Genomic DNA, 16,368 nt, shown 5'->3' with positions numbered 1-16,368 from the left:
TTCAAAACACGTGCTTCGATATGTGCTTGGATATTTCCACGATCGACGTCTTGCCGGTGAACTCGAACTTCACCTGGCCCAGCGACGAGAAATAGATCTCCAGTTCGGAATCCAGATCGAAGGTCCCGGAGGTTTCGATCGAATAGGCAACGATGTTCTTGTAGGGCAGCGAGGTGAAATCCTTCTTGCTGCCGGTGATGCCCTGTACGTTGACCGCGATGATGCGCTTGTTGGTGAATACCACGCCGTCGCGCATGGACTTGTAGGCGTCGATTACCTGTTCACCGTCCAGCAGCAGGGATCTGACCCGCTCCGCGTATTCGTCGTTCTGCTTGAGCTTGAAGAAGCCCTTGTTGTTGAAGTCGATCATTCGCGTTCCTCGGTTCTGGTTTGCGTCAGTTGAGCAAGGGAAACTAATCCTGTCCACGGCTGCACCGTACCCGGCCTCAAGCGCATTTATCATGGCCACGGTGACAGCGTGACCCAGCGAACGCTCAAACGCGGGCTTCGAGCCGCTTGCGTAGAAATGCCATGAACGCGGCCAACGATGGCGAGCGTGACACCGGCCGGGTTTCCAACAGACCAATCGAGCGCCGTGCCGGTTGTTCGACCGGCACCGTGGTGCACCGCTCGATATTGAACACCGACGCGCAGCTGGCCGGCAGCAGCGAAAACCCCAGCCCCTCACGCACCAGCGCCACCACCGAACTCATGTGCGCCACCTCCCAGACGGGTGTCGATTGCATGCCCAGGTGCCTGAGCGCGGCGTCGGCCAGCGGTCGGATGCTGGTGTCCGGCGTGAGTGCGATATAAGGCAGGCTCTGCCATTGCGTGCACCGCTTGGCATCCTCTCGCACCAGCAGCACCAGGTTATCGTCCAGCAGCGGCTCGAAGTTCAGGCTCAGCCCCTCAGCGGGCGACGAGGTGATTCCGGCTTCGACCTCGCCGCTCTGCAGCCAACCGAGAATCTCGCCGGCACGGCCGTCCCGCAGATGGACTTCGATGCCCGGATGCTGCTGAGCAAAGGCGGCAATGGCTTCGGGCAGGAACGACGCCGCGGCGGTCGGCAGCGCACCCAGACGAATGATGCCGCGGGTCAGCGCCAGCGTTTCACGCGCATCGCGCACCGCATCCTCCATGTCCCGCAGCATCCGCCGTGCCTGGGTCAAAAAATGCTGACCAGCCGGGGTCAGCTCGACCATGCGGGTGTTGCGCGCCAGCAGCTGCAGGCCGAGCGACTCTTCCAGCTTGCGGATGGTGTAACTCAGCGCCGGCTGGGACAGATGCAGCAGTTCGGCGGTGCGGGTGAAGCTGCTGCTCTCGGCAACCAGAGCGAATGCACGTAGCTGACGGAACGAGACGTTCATGGCCTACCTATAAAAATAGTGAATCAATTGATCGTACTTTTCGAATTCACAGAAGAATGACGCAGCTCCACCATGCAGGCAAACCGCAGTGGAGCCCCTATGACAAAAATCATCCACATCGGCTGTGGTGCCGGCTTTGCCAATGACCGCCCCGATGCCGCGCTGCGGCTCGCCAGGGATCTGGCCGGCCGTGACGGCCAACGCTACCTGATGCTCGAACTGCTGGCCGAGCGCACCCTGGCCGAAGCACAGCTGCGCAAGCGTGCCGATCCCGCCCTGGGCTATGCGGCGCGGCTGTTCGATTTCATCGAGCCGATCCTCGAGCTCTGCCTCGAACACCAGATACCCATCATCACCAATGGCGGTGCGGCCAATCCCCAGGCTGCCGCGCGGCGGCTACGCGGGTTGCTTGGAGCACACCACGCACAGACGCGGATCGCCTGCGTGCTGGGCGATGACCTGTTGCAGGCTGACACCGCGGCGCTGGACCGCTGGTTGCCCGCCGAGACGCCGGTCGAAGGGCGGGTCTCGATCAATGTCTATACCGGTGCCGACGGCATCGCGCAGGCGCTCGAGCAGGGCGCACAGATCGTTCTTTGCGGGCGCGTCGCCGACCCATCCTTGGCCGTCGGGCCAGCGCGCCATGGGCTCGGCTGGGCGCGCGATGACTGGCAGAAGATGGCCGTCGCCACCGTCGCTGGGCATTTGCTGGAATGCTGCACCCAGGTCACCGGTGGCTATTTCGCCCATCCCGGCATCAAAGACGTTCCCGATCTGGCCAACCTCGGCTGCCCCATCGTCGAACTGGGCGAGGACGGCAGCCTGGTGATCACCAAGACTGGCGGCAGTGGCGGCTTTGTCAGCGAGCGTACCGTCAGGGAACAACTGCTCTATGAAGTCCATGATCCACGCCGCTACCTGACCCCCGATGTGGTGCTCGACCTGGGCACGGCGCGTGTTCACCAACAGGGCGAGAACCGCGTCGAAGTCAGCGGTATCCAGGGGCATCCGCAGCCGGACACCCTCAAGGGGCTGGTCGGCCTGCGCGGCCTCTGGTTCGGCGAGGGCGAGATTTCCTACGCCGGCCCGGCCGCGCTGGCCCGCGCCCGGCTGGCGCGGGACGTGCTGTTACAGCGCTTCGCGCAACTGGCGCCGCAGATCGAGCCCTGGATCGATCTGTCCGGCGTTGCCAGCCTGTTCAACGACAGCCGCGGCGAGTATCTGGCGCAGCGTTTGGAGCGGGCGCCTGAGCTGGAAGACGTTCGTGTTCGTGTCGGACTCACGCACCGGGACAAACACCTGATCGACGCGCTGCTGGGCGAGGTGGAGTCGCTCTACACCAATGGGCCCGCAGGCGGCGGTGGGGTGCGTCGGCATGTCAGCGAAAGCATCACCACGCAAAGCTTTCTGATCCCCCGCGATGAAATCGAAACATCCCTGGAGTGGTATTGATGAGCGCATTCGTCACCCTGGCCGACTATGCCCATGCCCGTGCCGGCGATAAGGGCAACATTCTCAGCATCGCGGTGTTTCCGCTGAACGACGCGCACTATGCCTGGCTGCAGCGCGAGCTGACCTGCGAGCGCGTCGCCGAGCAGTTCGCTACGCGTCGGCCGAGCAAGGTTCGCCGCTACGAGCTCGACAGTCTCCGGGTGCTGAATTTCGTCCTGGAAGACGCGCTGGAAGGGGGCGTCAACCGAAGTCCCGGGCTCGACCGACACGGCAAGAGCCTGAGCTACCTGTTGCTGTCGATGCGCTTGCCCGCGCCACCGACTGGCTGACCGCTGCTACCGCCGTATCCATGCCGGCGATGCATGCCGGTCCCGACTATAAAAACAAGACGAGGCAAACCACATGATCACAACCCTGGGCTTTCTGATGATGCTCAGCATCATCGTGCTGATTCTGCTGCGCCGGATCAGTCCGGTGGTGGCATTCACCACCATTCCCGTCGCCATCTGCCTGCTGGCCGGCTTCAGCCCGCAGCAGATAGGTGAGTTCATCAAGAGTGGTTTGATCACCGTCGCACCGACGGCGGCACTGTTCCTCTTCGCCATCCTGTTCTTCGGCATCATGCGTGATCGTGGCCTGTTCGATCCGCTGGTCAACCTGCTGATCCGCAGCACCGGCGGCAAGCCCCTGGCGGTGGCTGTGGTCACGGTGCTGGTCACCGCCGTGGTGCACCTGGACGGAGTGGGCGCAGCGACCTTTCTATTGACGATTCCGGCGCTGTTGCCCCTTTATCGGCGGTTGAACATGAGCCCCGCCATGCTGCTGTGTCTGGTCGGGACCACCGCCGGGGTTGGCAACATGGTGCCCTGGGGCGGCACCACTGCGCGTGCGGCCGCGGTGTCCGGGCTGGACGCCACCGAGCTGTGGCTGGGGTTGCTGCCGGTACAGGCGGTCGGCCTGGTCTGCATGTTGATCGTTGCGGTGCTGCTCGCCCGCCGCGCTCAGCGTGGCCGGCCGGTGTCGCTGGGGGCTGCGGCGACGATCGACTTCGCGTCGACCCAGCCCGAGCCGCGCGAACACGCGCTGTCGCCCAGGACGCTGCGCTACTGGCTCAACGTAGCCCTGACGGGCGCGATCCTGGCCTGTCTGTTCACCGGTATCTTTCCCCTGTACGCCTGTTTCATGGTCGGCCTGGGTATCGCACTGCCGCTCAATTTCGTCTCGCTGGACGCCCAGGCCGAACGGCTCAAGGCCCACGCTTCGGATGCGCTGCAGATGGTGCTGGTGATGATGGCCGCGGCGGTACTGCTGGGCGTGTTGTCCGGCGCGAAGATGTCCGACGGCATGGCGCTCGCGCTGATCGAGATCCTGCCCGCCGGCTCGGCGCAGTTCCTGCACGTGATTATCGGTGCCTTCGGCGTCCCGCTGGGCATGATTTTCTCCCCGGATGCCTACTACTTCGCCCTGCTGCCGGTGATCCGCGACGTCGCGGTGGCCGCAGGTGTGCCGCTGGAGGCTGTCGCACGGGCCATGCTGATCGGTGAAAACACCGGCTTCGCCATCAGCCCCGTGGTCCCGAGCGTCTACCTGGCGCTCGCCCTGGCCGGCGTCGAGCTGCGCAAGCACATCGCCTTCACCTTCTTCTGGGCGTGGGGCGTGAGCCTGGTCATGCTGGCCTTCGCCCTGGCGATCGGTGCGGTGCAGGTCTGATCGCCGCGATGGCAATGGCAATGGCAATGGCATGACGCGAAACGCAAAAGCCCCGGACTTTCATCCGGGGCTTTTGCGTTGAAGATGGCGCACTCGGCGGGATTCGAACCCACGACCCCTGCCTTCGGAGGGCAGTACTCTATCCAGCTGAGCTACGAGTGCGTTGCGGGGCGCAATCATACGCATGTCCTCCGCGGTCGTCCATGGCGCTTGGACAGCTGGGTGGCGAATCGCGTTAGGGCTGCGGTGGCGAGTCGAGCGACCATCAGGCTGGGCTATGGAGCGTTAATTTTTCCGAACATGGTGTTGCCTGTTATCGGGCGAAAGGCCTAGCATTCGTTCGAGATTTCAAACGCTTCGCCCCATAACAGGAACCCTGAGGTCATCCCTCGCTCTGACAAGGTCGGACGGTTCCACTGTTGATCGCCCCCGTATCGGCCAGACGGCCTCGGTCCAATTCCCGGCATCGCGCCGGCTTTCAGGAGACTGCCATGCAACTCAAAGACACTTCGCTGTTCCGCCAGCAGGCTTATATCGACGGCGCCTGGCAGGACGCGGACAGCGGCCAGACCATCAAGGTCAACAACCCGGCCAGCAACGAGATTCTCGGTACCGTGCCGAAGATGGGCGCCGCCGAAACCCGCCGTGCCATCGAAGCGGCCGAGCGCGCACTGCCGGCCTGGCGTGACCTGACCGCCAAGGAGCGTTCGCAGAAGCTGCGCCGCTGGTTCGAGCTGATGATGGAGAACCAAGACGATCTGGGTCGGCTGATGACGCTGGAGCAGGGCAAGCCGTTGGCTGAATCCAAGGGCGAGATCGCCTACGCCGCCTCCTTTATCGAGTGGTTCGCCGAAGAAGCCAAGCGCATCTATGGCGACACCATCCCGGGCCATCAGAAAGACAAGCGCATCATCGTCATCAAGCAGCCGATCGGTGTGACCGCGGCCATCACGCCGTGGAATTTCCCGGCGGCGATGATCACCCGCAAAGCGGGCCCGGCATTGGCGGCCGGTTGCACCATGGTGCTCAAACCGGCGAGCCAGACACCGTTTTCTGCGTTGGCGCTGGCCGAACTGGCTGAGCGTGCCGGCATCCCGAAAGGCGTGTTCAGCGTCATTACTGGCTCGGCCGGCGACATCGGCGACGAGCTGACCGCCAACCCGACCGTGCGCAAGATCACCTTCACCGGTTCCACCGAAGTCGGTGCGAAGCTGATGGCGCAATGCGCGCCGGGGATCAAGAAGGTATCGCTGGAGCTGGGTGGCAACGCGCCGTTCTTGGTATTCGACGATGCCGACCTCGACGAGGCGGTGAAAGGCGCGATGCAGTCCAAATACCGCAACGCCGGCCAGACCTGTGTCTGCGTCAACCGCATCTATGTGCAGGACGGCGTCTACGACGCCTTCGCCAAGAAATTCCAGGCCGCAGTGGAAAAACTCAAGGTCGGCAATGGGCTGGAAGAGGGCACCGACATCGGCCCGCTGATCGACGACCGGGCCGCGGCCAAGGTCAGGGAGCATATCGAAGATGCAGTCGCTAACGGCGCGCAATTGGTTACCGGCGGCAAGGCGCACCAGATGGGTGGCAGCTATTTCGAACCGACATTGATGGTCAACGTGCCGCACAACGCCAAGGTGGCCAAGGAAGAAACCTTCGGTCCGCTGGCGCCGTTGTTCCGCTTCAAGGACGAGGCCGAGGGCATCGCTCTGGCCAACGACACCGAGTTCGGCCTGGCTGCGTACTTCTATGCCCGCGACCTGGGCCGCGTGTTCCGCGTGGCCGAGGCGATCGAGTCGGGGATGATCGGCATCAACACCGGGATGATTTCCACCGAGGTGGCGCCGTTCGGTGGCGTGAAGTCCTCCGGTCTGGGCCGCGAAGGCTCGAAGTACGGAATCGAGGATTATCTGGAAATCAAATACCTCTGCCTGGGGTTGTAAACCCGCACTGTTCCACGAGGAGCCAGTTCCTATCCAGGGCTGGCTCTTTTTTTCGTTCCGGTTTCGTCATTGCCTGATGACCGGCGTGCCCTGAGCGCCGCTCGTCTGCCCATCTCGCATGGCAGAGTTCCCAAGCCTCGGTTATGCCCCGAGCGCGGCATGGTTTATGTCGCTTGCTAGCCGCGGGGATTATTGCCAGTCTCTCGACATGCGGAAATGAGTCAACTATTCTGCTGTGCGAAACATGATTCCGTGAAATCATAAATCCAATCACATTTCACAAAGCGGAGGCCTGCCATGACGGACGTCGTACGGCTCGAACTTCAGGGCGAGATTGCTCTGATCACGGTCAACAATCCACCGGTCAACGCCCTCGGCCAGGCGGTGCGTGAAGGTCTGTTGCAGGCCTTTCAGAGCGCCGAAGCGGACCAGCAAGTCCGAGCAGTGGCGCTGGTGTGCGAAGGCACTACCTTTATTGCCGGCGCTGACATCAAGGAGTTCGGCAAGCCCCCGCAAGCGCCGAGCCTGCCGGAGGTGATCGAGGTCATTGAAGGCAGCAGCAAGCCGAGCGTCGCCGTCATTCATGGCACCGCCTTGGGCGGCGGATTGGAAGTCGCGCTGGGCTGCCATTACCGCATCGCCCGCAAGGATTCCAAGGTCGGGCTGCCTGAAGTGAAGCTGGGCTTGTTGCCCGGCGCCGGTGGCACGCAGCGCCTGCCGCGTCTGGCCGGCGTCGAGAAGGCGCTGGACATGATCGTCAGTGGCACGCCGATCAGTGCTGCCGAGGCGGTTGAGCACAGCATCGTCGATGAGCTTTTCGAGGGTGATCTGCGCGAAAGCGGCCTGGCCTATGCCCGCCGTATGGTCGAAGAAGGCCGCGCACCGCGTCGCACCGGCGAGCAGACCCGCGGCTTGGAGGGTGCCGACAATGAGGCGCTGATCCGCGCCAAGCATGCCGAAGTCGCCAAACGTATGCCTGGGCTGTTCTCGCCGCTGCGTTGTATCGCGGCGGTCGAGGCGGCAACCAAGCTGCCGCTGGCCGAAGGTCTCAAGCGTGAGCGTGAGCTGTTCGCCGAGTGCCTGAACTCGCCACAGCGGGGTGCGTTGGTTCATTCATTCTTCGCCGAGCGCCAGGCCGGCAAGATCAATGACCTGCCGTCCGATGTGAAGCCACGCCCGATCAAGACGGCCGCGGTGATCGGCGGCGGCACCATGGGCGTCGGGATCGCCCTGAGCTTCGCCAATGTCGGTGTGCCGGTGAAGCTGTTGGAACTCAATGACGAGGCCCTGCAACGTGGCCTGCAGCGCGCTCGAGATACCTATGCGGCGAGCGTCAAGCGCGGCAGCCTGACAGAAGACGCAATGGAAAAGCGCCTCGCGCTGATCACGGGCGTGACCGATTACGCCGTGCTCGCCGATGCTGATGTGGTGGTCGAAGCGGTATTCGAGGAAATGGGCGTCAAGCAGCAGGTCTTCGAACAGCTGGATGCGGTGTGCAAACCCGGCGCGATCCTCGCTTCCAACACCTCATCACTTGATCTGAACGCTATCGCCGCCTTCACCAAGCGTCCTGAAGATGTGGTCGGGCTGCATTTCTTCAGTCCCGCCAACGTCATGCGCCTGCTCGAAGTGGTGCGCGGCGAGAAGACCAGCAATGAAGTGCTGGCGACCGCCATGGCCATCGGCAAGCAGTTGAAAAAGGTCTCGGTGGTGGTCGGTGTGTGCGACGGCTTCGTCGGTAACCGCATGGTCTTCCAGTACGGCCGCGAGGCGGAATTCCTCTTGGAAGAGGGCGCCACGCCGCAACAGGTCGACGCTGCGCTGCGCAACTTCGGCATGGCCATGGGGCCGTTCGCCATGCGCGACCTGTCCGGCCTCGACATCGGCCAGGCGATCCGCAAGCGCCAGCGCGCGACGCTGCCGGCACATCTGGATTTCCCCACCGTCTCCGACAAGCTCTGCGCCGCAGGCATGCTCGGGCAGAAGACCGGTGCCGGTTACTACCGCTACGAGCCGGGCAACCGCACGCCGCTGGAGAACCCTGAACTCGCGCCTATGCTGGAAGCAGCGTCGCAGGAGAAGGGCATCGAGCGAAAGGCGCTGGACGAGCAGTACATCGTCGAGCGCTGCATCTTTGCGCTGGTCAACGAGGGCGCGAAGATCCTCGAAGAAGGCATCGCCCAGCGTTCCAGCGATATCGACGTGATCTACCTGAACGGTTACGGCTTCCCGGCCTTCCGCGGCGGGCCGATGTTCTATGCCGACAGCGTCGGGCTGGGCACCGTGCTGGTGCGGGTCAAGGAACTGCACGCACGTTGCGGCGACTGGTGGAAGCCAGCGCCGCTGCTGGAAAAACTGGCCGCCGAAGGCCGCACCTTTACCGAATGGCAGGCCGGGCAATGAGCGCGACCCGCCTGCAATCCGAACGCACCATGAGGACCTTCCCATGAACGTCAACTACACGGCCGAAGAGCTCGCCTTCCGCGATGAAGTGCGCGCCTTCCTGACAAACGAGCTGCCCGCGGACATCGCCGCGAAGGTCAAGCTCGGCAAGCACATGTCCAAGGAAGACCATCAGCGCTGGCAGCAGATCCTGGTCAAGCGCGGCTGGTACGCGCCGGGCTGGCCGGTGGAGCTGGGCGGCACCACCTGGGGCCCAGTGGAAAAGCACATCTTCGACGAGGAATGCGCCGCCTTTGGCGCGCCGCGTAGCGTGCCGTTCGGCGTCAACATGGTCGCACCGGTGATCATCAAGTTCGGCACCCAGCAGCAGAAGGATCATTACCTGCCGCGCATCCTCTCGGGTGAAGACTGGTGGTGCCAGGGCTATTCCGAGCCGGGCGCCGGTTCCGACCTTGCCAGCCTCAAGACCCGTGCCGTGCGCGATGGCGACCACTACGTCGTCAACGGCCAGAAGACCTGGACCACCCTCGGGCAGCACGCCAACATGATCTTCTGCCTGGTGCGCACCGACCCCGAAGCCCAGCAGCAGCGCGGCATCAGCTTCCTGCTGATCGACATGAAGAGCCCCGGTATCAGCGTGCGGCCGATCATCACCCTGGACGGCGACCACGAGGTCAACGAAGTCTTCTTCGACAACGTCCGCGTGCCGGTGGAAAACCTCGTCGGCGAGGAAAATCAGGGCTGGACCTGCGCCAAGTACCTGTTGACCCACGAGCGCACGGGCCTGGCCGGCATCGGTGCCTCCAAGGCGGCGCTGGCGCATCTGAAGCGCATCGCCATGAAGGAAGTGAGCGACGGCAAGCCGATGCTCGAAGACCCGCTGTTCCGCGCTCAGGTGGCTGAGGTCGAGATGCAGCTGATGGCCATCGAAATGAGCACCCTGCGCATCCTCGCCGCGGCGAAGGAAGGCGGCGTGCCCGGCGCCGAGTCGTCGATCCTCAAGGTCAAGGGCACCGAGATCCGTCAGGCCATCACCCACCTGCTGCGCAAGGTCATCGGGCCCTACGCGTTGCCCTTCCTCGAAGAGGAGCTGCAGCTGGACTACGACGGCGAGTTGCTGCACGCCGACTACAGCGCGTCGCTGGCCGGCGACTACTTCAACATGCGCAAGCTGTCGATTTTCGGCGGCTCCAACGAAATCCAGAAGAACATCGTCTCGAAGATGATTCTCGAGCTGTAAGGGGGCACCGCAATGGACTTCAAACTGACTGAAGAACAGCAAATGCTGCAAGACACCGCGGCGCGTCTGGTGCGCGACGCCTACCCGTTCGAGCAGCGCGAGAAATTCAGCGAGTCGGAACTGGGCTTCTCCGCCGAGTTCTGGGGCCAGCTGGGCGAGCTGGGCCTGACCGCCGTGCCGTTTGCCGAGGAGATCGGCGGCTTTGGCGGCGGCGGCGTGGAAACCATGCTGGTCATGACCGAGCTGGGCCGTGGCCTGACGCTGGAGCCGTATCTGCAATCGGTGATCTTTGGCGGCGGCTTGCTCAGCCAGCTCGGTTCAGACGCGCAGAAGCAGGACCTGCTGCCCCAGGTCGCCGCCGGTTCGCTGCAACTGGCGGTGGCGCTCGACGAGCCGCAGAGTCATTACAACCTCAACGATGTACAGACCAAGGCTGAAGCGGTGGACGGCGGTTATCGCCTGTCCGGACGCAAGGCCGTGGTGATCGGCGGCCACAGCGCCGGCAAGATCATCGTCTCGGCACGTACGGCAGGCGATAGCCGTGACGAAACGGGTATCAGCCTGTTTCTGGTCGATCCGACTGCCCAAGGCGTCAGCCGTCGCGTCTACCCGACCATCGACGGGCGCAAGGGCTGCGAACTGTTCCTCGACAACGTGCAGGTCGGCGCCGACGCCGTGCTGGGCGAGATCGGCAACGCGCTCCCGGCGCTGCGCTACCAGCAGGGCCGCGCTATCGCCGCGCAATGCGCCGACGCGTTGGGCAGCATGGACGAAGCTTGCAAGCTGACCCTCGACTACCTGAAGACGCGCAAGCAGTTCGGCGTGCCGATCGGCAAGTTCCAAGTGCTGCAGCACCGCATGGTGGACATGCAGACCGAGCTGGAGCAGGCCACCAGCATGGCGATCCTCGCCGCGACCTTTGCCGATGGTGAAGACAACGACGACCGCCGTCGTATCATCGCCGCGGCGAAGTACATCTGCGCCCGCGCCGCGCGCAAGGTGGCTGAGGAGGCGATTCAGCTGCATGGTGGCATCGGCATGACCTGGGAATACAACCTCGCCCACCACGCCAAGCGCCTGGTGATGATCGCCCACCAGTTCGGTGATGATGATCATCATCTGAAGGCCTATGCGAAGTTGATGCAGGTGGCGTAATCGGCCAGCTTGCAACGCAAGAACCCGCTCTCAGGAGCGGGTTTTTTGTCGGCTGGCGCCGGTAGGGTGGATGTCGCCTTTTACATCCGCGCGGGTGGCTTGGCGCCGCCGCATTGCGGTGGATCGGTGAAGCGTGATCCACCCTACGATCGCAGGCGATTTGCGGCTCACGTAGATGATGTCGTGGGTGGCGATGAGGCTACGTCGCCGTTGCCAGCGCACCAGTTTGGCCCTGGTGGCTCTGCTCCAGCTCCGGCAACAAATACTGCGTCCAGAGTGTAGGTGCGAAGGCGCGGCGGAAGAACCCGAAGTGGCCGATGCGATCGGCACCGACTTCGTCTGGGGCGATGCGGCGCATCTGTTTCGGTGCGGCGGTGTAGAAGCCATGCAAGGACTCGGTATTGCGCGCCGACATCATCTCGTCGTCAGTAAACGACAAGGACGTCAGCGGCGTCTGTACCTCGGCGAACGCACGGCGCATGGGGTCGCCCTCGATGCCAACCAGGTAATCAGGATGCAAGCACCAGCGACGCCACTGACGAATGACGCCCGCCGGCAGGTCGCCGACTGCACCGATACGCCCACCGGGGAAATAGCCGAACAGAGGCGTGAGCAGCGGAGCCAACCCATGCCAGAGCAACCAGGCTTGGCGACGAATCTGTGGACTGTTATCGCGCCAGTAACCGCTGCCTGCGGCAATGGTGACGATACGGGCGAGTTGCTCATGGCCTTTGACCAACGGCAGGATCTGCGCACCGACACTGTGGCCAATCCAATAAAGCGGTAGCGTTCCGGCCGCTTCCGCAACGTTTGCCAGTACGGCGCTGCAGTCGTGGCGGGCCCAGTCGAGAATGTTCACCTCGAGCTGGCGTAAAGGAATATGGCGGGACCGGCCCATGCCGAGGTAGTCGAAGGTCACCACCAGAAATCCGCGCTCGGCGAGCCAACTGGCGAAATGGGCGTAGAAGTCCTGCTTCACAGCCATCGCTGGAGCGATCAACACGGCACCGCGAGGTGTATCGGCGGGGTGATACCAGCAACTGGCCAGCTGATGGCCGTTACCGTTGTCGATTGAGCGTGCTTCGGCCTGTATCGTCGCCATATTCTTCTCCGGTCCTGTTTGTTGTGCCTGGATCGGTGCAGTATACGAACACTAGAAATTAATTCTAGAACATTATTCTAATCGGAGCGCCGATGGCCCGAAGCAGTCGCAAGCAGGAAATTCTCCAGGCCGCGCTGGCCTGTTTCACCGAAAACGGAGTGGAAGCCACCACCATCGAGATGATCCGCGACCGTTCCGGCGCGAGCATCGGCAGCCTTTATCACCATTTCGGCAACCGCGAGCGGATCATTGCGGCGCTGTATCTGGAAGGCATCGGCGAGTATGCCGCATTGCTGGAGGCCGGGCTGATCGAGACGCTGGAGGCCGAGGCCTGCGTAAAACTCTTCGTTACCAGCTATATCGATTGGGTGGTGGCGAACCCGGACTGGGCGCGCTTCGTGCTGCATAACCGTGGTCGGGTCGAGGCGGGAGAAATGGGCGAGCGTCTACGTGAGGTGAATCGAACCCATGGCGAGCGAGTTGCTGCGATTCTGCGTCGCCATCGCGACAGCGGCGCCTTTCGCCGCATGCCCGGCGACTGCTTCCTTGCAGTGGTGATCGGGCCCTGTCACGACATGGCCCGTAACTGGTTGGCCGGGCGTGCGCGAACGCCGTTGGCCGATTGCCGCGATCTGCTCGCCGACATCGCCTGGGCGAGTGTCAAAGCCTAGTGGTTGCCCGCGTAGGTCAGACGCCGAGACTCTCGATGTCACGCGCGAGCATTTCCAACTGGTGCGCCAATGAGCCCCTGAGCGTTTCTTCGCTGAGCTGGAACGACGGTGCGCCACAGGTCAACGCCATGATGCTGCCGTCGGCCAGGTGCAGCGGCACGCCAGCGGCCATTACATTGCGGTCCCAATCGCCGAGGGACAAGCAGAAGCCATGCTGACGGAATTCCTCGAAGGACTCCTGTAGCGACTTTTTCATGGTGGGCCAGTCTTCGCCGTATTTGGTTTCCAGCGCGGCCATCAGGTGCTCACGCTCTTTTTCCGGTGTGGCGGCGAGAAAGGCGCGGCCTGCCGAGGTGGTGGCCAGCGGCAGGCGCACACCTGCATCCATCCGCAGCGTCGAAATCTCGGGTGGACGACAGTTCTCGACGTAGATCATCGACAGCCGATCGCGGCAGGTAAGGCCCACGGAGGTATTGGTGCGACGAGAAAACTCGTCCATGTACGGCTTGGCCAGCTGGCGCACGCGCAGGTTGGACACATAGGCATAACCCAAGGCCAACACGCCGGAATCGAGCTGGTACTTCTCCAGTTGCTGGGAGTAGCTGAGGTAGCCGAGCTTGGTCAAGGTGTAGGTCATGCGCGACACCGTAGGCTTGGGCAAGCCGGTGATGCGAGCGATGTCCTGATTGCCCATCACCACCGAGCCGTGGGTGAAGGCGCGCAACACATCCAGGCCGCGAGACAGGGCCTCGACGAACTTGCGGTCCTTGGGGTTCTCGATCTCTTCAACATCGCTCATGGTGGTGTCAGTCTGTCTGGTAGTGGGCAGCGGGGGCGAACGATAGCAGATCGCCCCGAAGCCTGGCATGGACCCGTTGCTGCGGGGAACTTTATTCCATGATAGTCAATAAAAGCGAATCTGAATTCCGCACAGTAAAATAATAATTCGCTCTATGTGACCGGAAGCCTTTTCCTCCGAGGATTTCGGATGCCTGGACGCCAATGATTGGAGGCTTAGCCGCTGATGGCGAGCGCCTGCCGGGCAATGTCCTTGGCCGCTGCAGCTGCGGCAGTCCGTTTCGACGCTATAAGCCTATATAAGGTAGACGACTAAGTCTGCGAGGCGACGAATGGCGAATTCATGCGATCCGGCCACGGTGCGGCCTGGCGGGTGTTCGAGACGAGCGGGGCCAGCGAGGAAAAGTCACTCCGCGCTTGTTGCTCGGGGGGGTTTCTGATATAAAGCAGCGCTCTTTTCTAGGGGCCCGGTTTCTTCGCTTGCCGCGTAGCCGGTAAGACCCCAACGAAACGTGGCGCTGAGCGCCAAAAAAGACATTTGAATTCAAGCGGCCAACCCATGCCGGGTTGGGCATGTGGTTTTAGAGGGCTGAGGCATGTCGAGAGTCTGTCAAGTTACCGGTAAGGGTCCGGTAACCGGGAACAACATTTCCCACGCGAACAACAAAACCCGTCGTCGTTTTCTGCCGAACCTGCAGCATCACCGCTTCTGGGTCGAGTCCGAGAACCGCTTCGTCCGTCTGCGCCTGACTGCCAAGGGCATGCGCGTCATCGACAAGCGCGGCATCGACGCCGTTCTGGCTGAACTCCGCGCTCGCGGCGAAAAGGTTTAAGGAGAACTATCATGCGTGACCTGATCCGTTTGGTGTCCAGCGCCGGTACCGGCCATTTCTACACCACCGACAAGAACAAGCGCACCACGCCCGACAAGATCGAAATCAAGAAGTACGATCCGGTTGTGCGTAAGCACGTGATCTACAAGGAAGCCAAGATCAAGTAATTGATCGGCCCTTGAAGAAAAACCCGCCTCGGCGGGTTTTTTCGTTTCTGCGCTAGCGCTCCTGTCAGGCTGTCTTGCGGATGGCGTCAGCCAGGCGCTCGATCATCGCGTCGATGTGTTCACGCTCGACGATCAGTGCTGGCGACAGGGCGATGGTGTCGCCGCTGGCGCGCGCTAGGAGGCCATCCTCGAAGCATTGGCGGAACACCTCGTAGCCGCGCCTGCCGGCGCCCTCAGGGTGGGCGGCGAACTGGACGCCGGCGACCAGGCCAACGGTCCGGATATCGGTGACGTTGGGCAGACCCTGCAGGCTGAACAGCGCGTCCTGCCAATAATCCTCGATCTCGATGGCCTTCTGGAACAGGTTGTCCCGCTGGTAGATCTCCTGGGCCGCCAGCGCAGCGGCGCAGGCCACCGGGTGACCGGAATAGGTGTAGCCGTGGAAGAACTCGATGGCGCCTTCCGGGCCTTGCATGAAGGCGTCGTGAATCGTTTCGGCGACGAACACCGCACCCATAGGGATCGCCCCGTTGGTCAGGCCTTTGGCGCAAGTGATAATGTCCGGCGTGACGCCCCAGCGCTGCGCGGCGAAAGCTTCACCGACGCGCCCGAAACCGGTGATCACCTCATCGAATATCAGCAGGATGCCGTGTTTGGCGGTGATGTCGCGCAGACGCTGCAAGTAGCCCAGCGGCGGTAGAACGACGCCGGCCGAGCCGGACATCGGTTCAACGATCACCGCCGCGATATTCTCCGCACCATGCAGCGTGACCAGGCGCTCCAGCTCGTCGGCTTTTTCCATGCCGTGCTGCGGCAGGCCACGGCTGAAGGCGTTGCGTTGGACGTCCAAGGTATGCGGCAGATGATCGACGCCCGGCAGCAGCGCGCCGAAGGCCTTGCGGTTGTTGGCCATGCCGCCGACCGAAATGCCACCGAAGCCGACCCCGTGATAGGCCAGCTCGCGACCGATCAGGCGGGTGCGACTGCCCTGGCCGATGGCGCGTTGGTAGGCCAGGGCGATTTTCAATGCGGTGTCGGCGGACTCCGAGCCCGAGTTGGTAAAAAACACCCGGTTCAGTCCGGTCGGGCTGATCTGCGCCAGCCGCTCGGCCAGTTCGAAGGCCAGCGGATGACCCATCTGGAAGGTCGGTGCGAAGTCCATGCGGGCGATTTGTCGGCTGACCGCCTCGGTAATTTCGCGGCGACCATGACCGGCATTGCAGCACCAGAGCCCGGCGGTGCCATCGATCACCTGGCGTCCATCGCTGGCGGTGTAATACATGCCCTCGGCGCTTTCGAGCAGGCGCGGGCTGCCTTTGAACTGGCGATTGGCGGTAAAGGGCATCCAGAAGTGTTCGGCAGACGCGGCAGCGTGCAGATCGTTGGCCATGACTCGCTCCGACAGGACAGTTTTGACGGCTATGCTGTAACGCGACGTCATTCCAGCGCACAGCGGTTTCGGCGAGTCTATGTTTGATAAAACGCACAAAACAAGGCGTCAACAGCAGTTTCGTAAAAAATATTGATAGG

15 protein-coding genes and 1 tRNA gene are annotated in these 16,368 nt (G+C 62.7%); 10 read left to right on the top strand and 6 right to left on the bottom strand.

What is annotated here, in order from left to right:
- Position 1 precedes the first annotated feature (1 nt).
- Positions 2 to 370: a PH domain-containing protein gene (locus MCB86_RS15050; RefSeq protein ID WP_045164279.1), complete on the bottom strand. Its 369-nt coding sequence runs from the start codon at positions 368 to 370 to the stop codon at positions 2 to 4.
- Between the two features lie 124 nt (positions 371 to 494).
- Complete coding sequence (locus tag MCB86_RS15045) at positions 495 to 1,367, bottom strand: LysR substrate-binding domain-containing protein (protein ID WP_045164278.1); 873 nt, start codon at positions 1,365 to 1,367, stop codon at positions 495 to 497.
- 99 nt (positions 1,368 to 1,466) lie between these two features.
- Between MCB86_RS15045 and MCB86_RS15040 the strand changes: the two genes are divergently transcribed.
- From MCB86_RS15040 to MCB86_RS15030, 3 genes are all read left to right on the top strand, one after another.
- Entirely contained in the window at positions 1,467 to 2,819 is a 1,353-nt protein-coding gene (locus MCB86_RS15040) for an acyclic terpene utilization AtuA family protein (protein ID WP_239611375.1), read from the top strand.
- Positions 2,819 to 3,148: a hypothetical protein gene (locus MCB86_RS15035; protein ID WP_196298706.1), complete on the top strand. Its 330-nt coding sequence runs from the start codon at positions 2,819 to 2,821 to the stop codon at positions 3,146 to 3,148. The genes MCB86_RS15040 and MCB86_RS15035 overlap by 1 nt, the downstream gene beginning before the upstream one ends.
- Positions 3,149 to 3,221: 73 nt before the next feature.
- Positions 3,222 to 4,529, top strand: a complete 1,308-nt coding sequence (locus tag MCB86_RS15030) for a citrate:proton symporter (RefSeq protein ID WP_045164275.1) — start codon at positions 3,222 to 3,224, stop codon at positions 4,527 to 4,529.
- Between the two features lie 85 nt (positions 4,530 to 4,614).
- Here the strand turns inward: MCB86_RS15030 and MCB86_RS15025 are convergent.
- Positions 4,615 to 4,691 (bottom strand) — tRNA-Arg (locus tag MCB86_RS15025).
- Between the two features lie 329 nt (positions 4,692 to 5,020).
- Between MCB86_RS15025 and gabD the strand changes: the two genes are divergently transcribed.
- The 4 genes from gabD to MCB86_RS15005 all read left to right on the top strand — a co-directional run bounded on the left by gabD (position 5,021) and on the right by MCB86_RS15005 (position 11,267).
- A complete protein-coding gene (gene gabD / locus MCB86_RS15020) occupies positions 5,021 to 6,469 on the top strand; it encodes an NADP-dependent succinate-semialdehyde dehydrogenase (RefSeq protein WP_239611374.1) in 1,449 nt (482 codons plus the stop codon).
- A gap of 297 nt (positions 6,470 to 6,766) precedes the next feature.
- Entirely contained in the window at positions 6,767 to 8,872 is a 2,106-nt protein-coding gene (locus MCB86_RS15015) for a 3-hydroxyacyl-CoA dehydrogenase NAD-binding domain-containing protein (protein ID WP_239611373.1), read from the top strand.
- A gap of 43 nt (positions 8,873 to 8,915) precedes the next feature.
- On the top strand, positions 8,916 to 10,112 hold the full coding sequence (locus MCB86_RS15010) for an acyl-CoA dehydrogenase family protein (protein WP_239611372.1): 1,197 nt from the start codon (positions 8,916 to 8,918) through the stop codon (positions 10,110 to 10,112).
- A gap of 12 nt (positions 10,113 to 10,124) precedes the next feature.
- A complete protein-coding gene (locus MCB86_RS15005) occupies positions 10,125 to 11,267 on the top strand; it encodes an acyl-CoA dehydrogenase (protein WP_239611371.1) in 1,143 nt (380 codons plus the stop codon).
- A 199-nt stretch (positions 11,268 to 11,466) separates the two neighbouring features.
- Here the strand turns inward: MCB86_RS15005 and MCB86_RS15000 are convergent, their stop codons facing one another.
- Entirely contained in the window at positions 11,467 to 12,369 is a 903-nt protein-coding gene (locus MCB86_RS15000; protein WP_045164269.1) for an alpha/beta hydrolase, read from the bottom strand.
- A gap of 92 nt (positions 12,370 to 12,461) precedes the next feature.
- Between MCB86_RS15000 and MCB86_RS14995 the strand changes: the two genes are divergently transcribed.
- Positions 12,462 to 13,040 carry a TetR/AcrR family transcriptional regulator gene (locus tag MCB86_RS14995; protein ID WP_045164268.1) on the top strand — a complete coding sequence of 193 codons (579 nt, stop codon included), beginning with the start codon at positions 12,462 to 12,464 and terminating at the stop codon, positions 13,038 to 13,040.
- A 16-nt stretch (positions 13,041 to 13,056) separates the two neighbouring features.
- Here MCB86_RS14995 and MCB86_RS14990 read toward each other — a convergent pair whose 3' ends face one another.
- Positions 13,057 to 13,839, bottom strand: coding sequence for an IclR family transcriptional regulator (locus tag MCB86_RS14990; RefSeq protein ID WP_045164393.1), 783 nt, complete (start codon positions 13,837 to 13,839; stop codon positions 13,057 to 13,059).
- 595 nt (positions 13,840 to 14,434) lie between these two features.
- Between MCB86_RS14990 and rpmB the strand changes: the two genes are divergently transcribed.
- On the top strand, positions 14,435 to 14,671 hold the full coding sequence (rpmB, locus tag MCB86_RS14985) for a 50S ribosomal protein L28 (RefSeq protein WP_019339373.1): 237 nt from the start codon (positions 14,435 to 14,437) through the stop codon (positions 14,669 to 14,671).
- Between the two features lie 11 nt (positions 14,672 to 14,682).
- Complete coding sequence (gene rpmG / locus MCB86_RS14980; RefSeq protein ID WP_014854577.1) at positions 14,683 to 14,838, top strand: 50S ribosomal protein L33; 156 nt, start codon at positions 14,683 to 14,685, stop codon at positions 14,836 to 14,838.
- Positions 14,839 to 14,902: 64 nt separating this feature from the next.
- Here the strand turns inward: rpmG and MCB86_RS14975 are convergent, their stop codons facing one another.
- The gene (locus MCB86_RS14975) at positions 14,903 to 16,228 is read right to left on the bottom strand and encodes an aspartate aminotransferase family protein (protein WP_239611370.1); all 1,326 of its coding nucleotides are present in this window, start codon (positions 16,226 to 16,228) and stop codon (positions 14,903 to 14,905) included.
- Between the last annotated feature and the right edge of the window lie 140 nt (positions 16,229 to 16,368).

Source organism: Pseudomonas sp. KSR10, from assembly GCF_022355455.1.
GTDB classification, from domain to species: Bacteria; Pseudomonadota; Gammaproteobacteria; order Pseudomonadales; family Pseudomonadaceae; genus Stutzerimonas; species Stutzerimonas stutzeri_E.
Note: the sequence above shows the minus strand (reverse complement) of the source record. Positions and strands in the feature narration are given on the sequence as shown.

What these genes read in the sequence shown, in the direction of transcription:
- MCB86_RS15050 (WP_045164279.1), bottom strand. Translation starts at nt 370, where the DNA reads ATGATCGACTTCAACAACAAGGGCTTCTTCAAGCTCAAGCAGAACGAC.
- MCB86_RS15045 (WP_045164278.1), bottom strand. Translation starts at nt 1,367, where the DNA reads ATGAACGTCTCGTTCCGTCAGCTACGTGCATTCGCTCTGGTTGCCGAG.
- MCB86_RS15040 (WP_239611375.1), top strand. Translation starts at nt 1,467, where the DNA reads ATGACAAAAATCATCCACATCGGCTGTGGTGCCGGCTTTGCCAATGAC.
- MCB86_RS15035 (WP_196298706.1), top strand. Translation starts at nt 2,819, where the DNA reads ATGAGCGCATTCGTCACCCTGGCCGACTATGCCCATGCCCGTGCCGGC.
- MCB86_RS15030 (WP_045164275.1), top strand. Translation starts at nt 3,222, where the DNA reads ATGATCACAACCCTGGGCTTTCTGATGATGCTCAGCATCATCGTGCTG.
- gabD (WP_239611374.1), top strand. Translation starts at nt 5,021, where the DNA reads ATGCAACTCAAAGACACTTCGCTGTTCCGCCAGCAGGCTTATATCGAC.
- MCB86_RS15015 (WP_239611373.1), top strand. Translation starts at nt 6,767, where the DNA reads ATGACGGACGTCGTACGGCTCGAACTTCAGGGCGAGATTGCTCTGATC.
- MCB86_RS15010 (WP_239611372.1), top strand. Translation starts at nt 8,916, where the DNA reads ATGAACGTCAACTACACGGCCGAAGAGCTCGCCTTCCGCGATGAAGTG.
- MCB86_RS15005 (WP_239611371.1), top strand. Translation starts at nt 10,125, where the DNA reads ATGGACTTCAAACTGACTGAAGAACAGCAAATGCTGCAAGACACCGCG.
- MCB86_RS15000 (WP_045164269.1), bottom strand. Translation starts at nt 12,369, where the DNA reads ATGGCGACGATACAGGCCGAAGCACGCTCAATCGACAACGGTAACGGC.
- MCB86_RS14995 (WP_045164268.1), top strand. Translation starts at nt 12,462, where the DNA reads ATGGCCCGAAGCAGTCGCAAGCAGGAAATTCTCCAGGCCGCGCTGGCC.
- MCB86_RS14990 (WP_045164393.1), bottom strand. Translation starts at nt 13,839, where the DNA reads ATGAGCGATGTTGAAGAGATCGAGAACCCCAAGGACCGCAAGTTCGTC.
- rpmB (WP_019339373.1), top strand. Translation starts at nt 14,435, where the DNA reads ATGTCGAGAGTCTGTCAAGTTACCGGTAAGGGTCCGGTAACCGGGAAC.
- rpmG (WP_014854577.1), top strand. Translation starts at nt 14,683, where the DNA reads ATGCGTGACCTGATCCGTTTGGTGTCCAGCGCCGGTACCGGCCATTTC.
- MCB86_RS14975 (WP_239611370.1), bottom strand. Translation starts at nt 16,228, where the DNA reads ATGGCCAACGATCTGCACGCTGCCGCGTCTGCCGAACACTTCTGGATG.